This is a genomic window from Bacillus gaemokensis, assembly GCF_001590835.1.
GTDB classification, from domain to species: Bacteria; Bacillota; Bacilli; order Bacillales; family Bacillaceae_G; genus Bacillus_A; species Bacillus_A gaemokensis.
The window spans coordinates 1-7,905 of the sequence record NZ_LTAQ01000039.1; the positions used below are offsets into that span (position 1 = coordinate 1).

At 37.3% G+C, this 7,905-nt stretch carries 5 protein-coding genes and 2 pseudogenes; 3 read left to right on the forward strand and 4 right to left on the reverse strand.

Annotation, left to right across the window (positions count from 1 at the left end; all coding sequences use genetic code 11):
* Together AZF08_RS21190 and AZF08_RS21200 are read right to left on the reverse strand one after the other, a co-directional pair.
* Positions 1–351 (reverse strand): annotated as a pseudogene (locus tag AZF08_RS21190) (plasmid recombination protein); the annotation flags it as partial.
* A gap of 624 nt (positions 352–975) precedes the next feature.
* Entirely contained in the window at positions 976–1,155 is a 180-nt protein-coding gene (locus AZF08_RS21200; RefSeq protein ID WP_033679098.1) for a hypothetical protein, read from the reverse strand.
* Between the two features lie 516 nt (positions 1,156–1,671).
* Between AZF08_RS21200 and AZF08_RS21205 the strand changes: the two genes are divergently transcribed.
* The 3 genes from AZF08_RS21205 to AZF08_RS21215 all read left to right on the forward strand — a co-directional run bounded on the left by AZF08_RS21205 (position 1,672) and on the right by AZF08_RS21215 (position 5,672).
* Positions 1,672–1,983 carry a hypothetical protein gene (locus tag AZF08_RS21205; protein ID WP_153019563.1) on the forward strand — a complete coding sequence of 104 codons (312 nt, stop codon included), beginning with the start codon at positions 1,672–1,674 and terminating at the stop codon, positions 1,981–1,983.
* A 1,190-nt stretch (positions 1,984–3,173) separates the two neighbouring features.
* On the forward strand, positions 3,174–3,734 hold the full coding sequence (locus tag AZF08_RS21210) for a DUF3967 domain-containing protein (RefSeq protein ID WP_033679100.1): 561 nt from the start codon (positions 3,174–3,176) through the stop codon (positions 3,732–3,734).
* A 351-nt stretch (positions 3,735–4,085) separates the two neighbouring features.
* The gene (locus tag AZF08_RS21215) at positions 4,086–5,672 is read left to right on the forward strand and encodes a beta-propeller fold lactonase family protein (protein WP_063177362.1); all 1,587 of its coding nucleotides are present in this window, start codon (positions 4,086–4,088) and stop codon (positions 5,670–5,672) included.
* Positions 5,673–6,395: 723 nt separating this feature from the next.
* Here the strand turns inward: AZF08_RS21215 and AZF08_RS21220 are convergent.
* On the reverse strand, positions 6,396–7,052 hold the full coding sequence (locus tag AZF08_RS21220) for a MarR family transcriptional regulator (RefSeq protein ID WP_063177363.1): 657 nt from the start codon (positions 7,050–7,052) through the stop codon (positions 6,396–6,398).
* 193 nt (positions 7,053–7,245) lie between these two features.
* Positions 7,246–7,905: pseudogene (locus tag AZF08_RS21225) on the reverse strand (plasmid recombination protein); the annotation flags it as partial.

The following is a 7,905-nucleotide window of genomic DNA, read 5'->3' on the forward strand; positions in this document are numbered from 1 at the left end:
CGCCTCAGCATACTGTTTTAACGCCTCTTTCTTCGCTCCCCTATACTTCGGGTCATCTTTCCCCTCTCCAAGCGCTACAACCAATTCTCGTTGCTCATGTGTCTTTTCGTCTTTATGTATTTTGTCATAGTAATCTTTAATCTTGCGGTCATTCCGTTTTTGTTTCCCATTGTACTTGTCCACCGCTTCTTGAAAGACATCCTTGTATACACTTCGGATGTCCTTTTGAACAAAGTAAATATTCTCATCTAACCTGGCTGGATCTATACCAGTATTTCCATGAATATTTTCCCTGTTATTATGGCTCAATGAACTTTGGTGAGATTGATTAAATGAGATAGAGAACAACATAAAGTGCCACCACTTCCCCTAGATTAATTGATACCATAGGTCTAGCAAAGCGACGAAATGGAGTCAATTAACGTAACCCTATACGTATTTTGACACTAACGCATCAAAATCGATAGGGGTCTGCGACGCTTTTTGGCTTTGCCGAGCCATGCTTAGCATGGCAAAAACAAACCTTGGGCTTTGCCCAAACCCACTGGGGAACTCTTCCCCAGACCCCATAAAAAACACCCCCAACCCCCTCACTTTTGAGGGGGCTCCCTCGCCGGTAGGCAAGCCAAAACAAAAGTTTTGGCAATGCCAAGAGGGTTTGGGTGTAATAAATGTGTCAAGTCCTTTCCGTTCCTTATGCTCCCCTCGGTCCGCTACCACTCCAAGAACTTGACACATACTATATATAGCTTATTAGACTACTAATCCTATCCCATTTAAGAGTAAATTCACGTTATCTAATATCTACTGGCTAATACAATGGGTGGTCTATCCTAAACGTTACATACTGATGATCTGGATAATCATTTATAGGCTCTACGTAAAGATGAAAATCTCGGTGATAAATGTAACGTTCCCGAAAGTTAATTACTGGAAATATTGATAAGACGAACAAACTTGTGTCAAAAGCAATATCTATGTTGGTGTATTATCATCCGGACAATATTCGTAGGTAGGTTTCCAACGACCATTTTTACATTTATACCTTATATCACCAATACAAGTTGTAGCCTCTTCTTGTTCACATGGTCCTATATCATCGGGAAAATTTTGTTCAGAATTCTCTGTATTTGTATGTTTTGTTTGATTGTTCATGTTTTATCACCTCCTGATAACCATTATCTTCTCAATTTGTTTGTATATTTATTAAAAAAATGGATAAAAAACCGTCAGCCAAATGTCTTTTTGTTTGAAGTTAACAAAAGAAGGTACTTTTTTAAATAGTAGTCTTATTTAACCTTATCGATAGGGTTTACCCAATTATTTATAGACAATCATCTAGAATGTACAAAAAAGAATAGAATATTGAAATTTCAGGAAAATTTTTCTGAATAAAAATCTCTATAGACAAATTATCGAAAGGAGAAATGTACTTTGTATCAAATATTCCCATATTATAGGCAACCTTTCTCTCAACATCCCTATCCATATCACCATCCATACTTTTTCACGCATCCTCGTTGTTCATGCTATCAACAGTGTATGATAGCAGCAGGAGGAAATTACGAATATTTCAGTCGTGAACCCATGACACAATATTCCCACTCTTATACCTACCTAGAATTTCCGTCTGGAGACATTTCTGATCTACAATGGAGGACGGTGAGGAGTTTGCAAAAGGCGGGTTATCAAGGAGTACAGATAGTTGAGGATCATCCTTCTCTTGAAGGTCCAAATCATATACCGGGGAAAGCAATTAACTTTCATGATGGTTTTTGTGAGTTTTGGATTTGGCACAGAGAAGGAGAAGATAGTCAGCATTTCTCAGAATATGCATATATCACTTGTACTTGGGGGATTGCTCATGCCGATTGGGAATTGGATGACGTTCTCGCGAAACTTCACCATGATCCTGATTTAGGTGTAAGGAGGCTTGGACATTTCACATATCCACCCCGTCCTTTACCAGGGTATGAGGGGTAACACCAACAAAACGAGAATTTCGTACATTCAGAAAATTATAATAAAAAGTCAATTTCTTTTAAATTAAAAGAAATTGACTTTTTTGTTTCATTAACACTAACCCTCTATAGTTAGTACGTTGGCGGTACCCCTAGTTAACATAAAGTTTCTTCTCTACAATCAAAAAAGCCTTAGATTTCTAGAATTTGAGGATTTTCCCGTGAGAATATGGATAAATACCTATAGATATAATAACTACTACCTACTTTTCATATACATTTGTAGTCCTTATTTGAAACATAAAATGCTGTCCCAAGTATTATCACAAGTTAGAGGGGTTATTGAAATTGACAAACAATTGTTACCGATATATAGGACCATCGCATTTCCATGCACAAAGACCTGGACCTATGCAATCCCAATAGCATCTGGATATCATAGTTGGATACAAATATGACGAATATGGGTTTACAGGATAGGACATTGTTGGACCCCAGGGAGCCTGAGCTGGCCAACTACCATAACAATCGAAATTACACATCCACGAAGGATTTCCCTTTGCTAAACATTCTGACATACAATCTCTTTGACGATGTAACAAGTCTATCACTCCTTATCTTCCTCTTTATTTCCCAATATTATATTTGAATGTGCACTTTTTAGATGATTGTCTATGTTTAATGAAAAATAAAAGGGTAGTTCAGGTTAGTGGAGTTTTATCTTCACCTTGATTTGGCATCACTTTTGGACGTCATTGTCACAATTTCCATTCTGGGAAACATTGAGAACTTTACCTAAGCTGCTACACCTACTCTGCAGGTCATCATCGAGAATTGTTTATGATGTTTCCACTGTGTATACTCTATACATCTTTAGTTAATATAACGTAATATTATAGGTAATTAGATATTCCCATAATACTAGCATTCTGTGCATGACTTAAGATCTATCCTTCATATACCATTTCATACATTCATGTAATAATGCGAATCCTTCTATTTTGCTTTCTAGCAATTCTTTTATAGATTCTTGCATATATCTCTTGTTCAGATGACTATTTAAATGTTCAAGTGTTAAACTATTTGTATATTATCTAAACAACCATCTGAACAGAAAAACAAGAAAACCCTTGTCAGCTATAGAATTGTTTAATTGTTTGAATAGTGTTTAGTTCAGATGTTCAAATGTTTAGAAGGATGGTGATCTGAACAGTGCAACAAAAAGACTGGTTATCAGCTGAAGAAGTAGCCAAAGAAATAAAAGTATCAGCTATGACTATAAAACGAAACTGTCAAACCTACGGTAGTTTTTTAAAATTTCAACAAGGTGAAAAGAACAAGTATTTAATTTATCAAGAATGTATACCTGTTTTTCAATTTATAGCTAAAATGAGAAATAAAAGAAACCTCCAAACCAAACAAATTATTGAGCTCCTCAGTAAAGAAGGATTCCCTAAATATATAGACATTGAACCTATCCAAACAACTAAACAACAACCTGGACAAATCCAAGTAGGACAAGGAGTTGTAGCTGTTCAGGAGTTAGATAGAATTGTTGCTGAAAGAGTATCTGAACAACTTAAAAAACATGAAGAAAATTTAAAAGAATGGTTAACTGAACAGCAAAAACAACAACAAGAATTCCAAAAATCTATTCTTCAAAAGATAAATGAACGTGATCAAAACTTAATGACAATGATTCGTGAAACCCAAGAAACTAAAAAATGGATTGCAGCCACTCAACAAAAAAAGTGGTGGCAATTTTGGAAATAGAAAAAGCCTTGCTTATATGCAGGGCTTTTTTATACAGAATTCTATACAGATTTTTGTACTAATACAGGCCACTCGTAAGTCTAAAAAACCCTACTATCTCTACAATGTATAAAATCGTGTATAGAAAAATAAAGCAAGGACAAGAGAGAATCCTTGTTTTAAAGCGGATTCCCTTTTGTCCTCGCTACCGATAATGAGACGTTATGTTAACCTTACATGTATACAATATACATCGTTCCTTTGAGAATAGTTTGTTTACAATTTGGATAACACTTTTTCCATTATTATTATCATTTTATTTGTATTACGCATTTATTAATTAAGATAAAATTTTTTTGGAGATGAATATATATGTCAAATAAAAATCATTTAAAGGGTTTAAATCCAGAAGAATTTTTATTCGCTTGTGCATTAGATCCTAACCTTATAGGACCAACACTATCACCAATTCCACCTTTTACTTTTCCAACTGGACCTCAAGGACCTACTGGGTCTCAAGGAATTACTGGACCTCAAGGACCTACTGGGTCTCAAGGAATTACTGGACCTCAAGGACCTACTGGGTCTCAAGGAATTACTGGATCTCAAGGAATTACTGGATCTCAAGGAGTTACTGGACCTCAAGGAATTACTGGATCTCAAGGAATTACTGGATCTCAAGGAGTTACTGGATCTCAAGGAGTTACTGGACCTCAAGGAGTTACTGGACCTCAAGGAATTACTGGATCTCAAGGAGTTACTGGACCTCAAGGAATTACTGGATCTCAAGGAGTTACTGGACCTCAAGGAATTCCAGGTCCTCCAGGTCCAAGTCCCGATAATACTTGTTTTCAAGATCTGAGGACAAAACTGCAGCAATTAGAAGGCAAGTTTATTTCAGTTATGCTCTCAGGATGTTGTGATATTCTCCAAGGTCGTATTTTCCGAGTAGACGAAGGAAGTCTGATTCTGGTTGGGGTATTCGGTACAAGGATCATCCCGATCTGTACGATCAGCTCCATCGATTTTGGTCCTTTTGCATATGTAACAAATACCGTTGATAGTACGGTCTCTGTCATTAATACTGCCACCAATACTGTTATCGGTTTGATTCCGGTTGGGAGTTTTCCGGGTGGGATCGCCATCACGCCGGACGGTTCCCGCGCCTATACCGCAAATGTTGTCGACGACACGGTTTCCGTGATCGACACGGCCACGAATACCATCTTGACCACCATTTCGCTCGGCGCGGGAACCGGTCCTGTTGACATTGCCATCACGCCGGACGGTTCCCGCGCCTATACCGCAAATATTGACAACGACACGGTTTCTGTAATCAGCACGGCCACGAATACTGTCTTGACCACCATTTCGCTCGGCGCAGGGCACAGTCCTAGTGCCATTGCCATCACGCCGGACGGTTCCCGCGCTTATACCGCAAATATTGACCTCGACACGGTTTCCGTGATTGGCACGGCCACGAATACCGTCTTGACCACCATTCCACTCGCTCCCGCAGGAAACGGTCCTGTTGACATTGCCATCACGCCGGACGGTTCCCGTGTCTACACAGCAAATGTTAACAATGACACGGTTTCTGTGATCAGCACGGCCACGAATACTGTCTTGACCACCATTTCGCTCGCTCCCGCAGGAAATGGTCCTAATGCTATTGCCATCACGCCGGACGGTTCCCGTGCCTACACAGCAAATGTTAACAATGACACGGTTTCCGTAATCGGCACGGCCACGAATACTGTTTTGACCACTATTTCGCTCGCTCCCGCAGGAGACCTTCCTTCTGCTATTGCCATCACACCAGACGGTTCCCGCACCTATACCGCAAATCGGAATGACACGGTTTCCGTGATCGATACCGCCACCAACACGGTCATCGGTGCCCCGATCCCAGTTGGAGATGGACCTTCAGGGATCGCGATCACGCCGATCACGATTTAAATCAAGGAAGGGGAATCCTATTGAAAAAAGATGACATCATCCCGATGATTAAGAGGTAGAGGAGTAGCGCCACATGCCCATCAACTTAAGAATTTTATAACGCCCCCAAAACAAAAAAATATACATTTTCACCTGTAGATGCCAATTTTCTCGTTTTGGGGTATTTGCTTTCCTTAGCTTGATTATGATGTGGCGATACCCCTCTATTAAAGAATGGTTTTCCCCTTGTTTTTGGGTGTGAGTGCTGGCTCGTCGTGTGGGGCGACACCCCACGAATTTAACGTAACTACATATAGAATAAGTTTATTACTTTAGACGATAGAACTAGCGGTTCGGCTGGTATAATTGCTAATCCAAGTCGAGCAACTAAACCTTGTTTTTGGTTTGTTCGGCTTGGCGAAAGCTAAAAACCAGCCGAAAAAAGTTCCGCAAGGACAGAAAAAAAAGAAAAGGCGATAGCCTTTAGGTGAGGATTAATGAACCGACTTTTTTTCCTGAAGGTGGAGATTTTTGAGCGTTCTTTGCTCAAAAATACTACCTGTTCCTTGCGGAACTTTTAGCCTTATATATAAGAGTGAGAAGAGCAAAGTGAAGAAAGTCAGTAATATCAAGGGTTTATAAGACATGAGGTGTTAATTTTTTTTAACACCTGTGTTAATTTTTTTTAACACCTAAAAAGTGTAAAAACACATATAAAAAAAGATGTCAATATAAAATCGACATCTAAAATAAATAAATTGGTAGTTTATGTTTTTTCTTATTACCTTCAATTTTGATATTACGTAGCGCTTTTGAAAAAATTTGTTGAGTTGCTCTGTCAATATCATCTTTAGGTGAATTACATAATATATTGGGGTTAACAAACCAAGTTCTTGCTGAACAAGTCCTTCCATCTTCAGTTATTACACCTGTTTCTGCAACTCCTAAAACCCCTTTTTCAAGCAATTCATTCATTATTTTTGAAATAGAAGTCCTTGTTTTCCCTAATTTCTTAGCTAAATAACTAGGAGATGCCGTATTCGGTTTTATATCATCATCTGCATTTTTTTCAACAATGACATTTGATTTAAATTCTAGAAATCTTGAAATATCAAATAAAAATGCCTTTTCTGGTTGAGTTAAATAGCCAATTTCACATAAATAATCAATATTCTCTGTAATCATTTGGACAAATCTCACCCGATCTGTAGGTTTTTTCTTCTTCCCTATAAAATACTCTTCTCCACCAGACATTTTACTTAATACTTGTAGCATAATGACTCTTTCTTCTTCAGAAAGTCCACCACTACCTTCAAGTTTTTCATAAATGCTATTAATTTTACTATCTCTTTCTTTTGCCTTTTTTTCAGCTTGTCCAAAATCAATAATTTTTTTTGTCATATCTAAGTTAATTCCTCCTTAATTGAGGGAATCAACAAAAACACCTATTTTTTGCTATTTGATTATAAATCAAATTATGATAATCTATAATCAGATAATTGAATTCTAGGTATTTTCGTAGAATACCCTATGAAAAGAGTCATGTTCCCGCATGGCTCTTTTTTTCATTCTATCACGTTTTCAATAACCTGGTTTACCGTTCCATGTCAAATCCCCTATGTTTATTGATTTCTTTCTTATGTTCATTCTCAAAATAATTATTAATTCCCTTTCTATCCAAATTTTCTTTAATAAGCCCCCTAAACGCCTTAAATCTCTCTTTAAAGACTTTTTTTGTCTGTTGATATAAAACCCTTATGTTTTCCTGTAAATCCTTTATATGAACCTTTAACGAGCTTATTTCTCTATTTAATACACCAACTTCTTTTTGTAACTGACTTTTTTCTTGTTTCAACGTTCGATTCTCTTTCATCCATCCCTCTGCATGCACTTTTAAACTCTCATTCTCTTTCACAAAATCTGTTTCTCTCAAACGCTCATAATCTTTTTTAATCGTAACTGCTGCATTCACTTGTTGTGTAAATTCTTGATATTGTTCTGGTGATAATACATAATTTCTTGTCTTTTTCTTTGTGATTTCAGCTTTTCCAAACATTTTATCTTGTACAGTTGTAATTACTTCTCTATGTAAAAATGGAATCTTAACAGGTTCATTTGGTACTTGATCCGTTACACTATCCAATTCCTTTTGCTGTTGTTTCACCTTTTTTTCTAACTCTATATATCGCTGACCAATCAGCTGTAACTTTTCACTTTCACTTTTTACTTGTTGTTCCACTGCTTCTAACTCTTT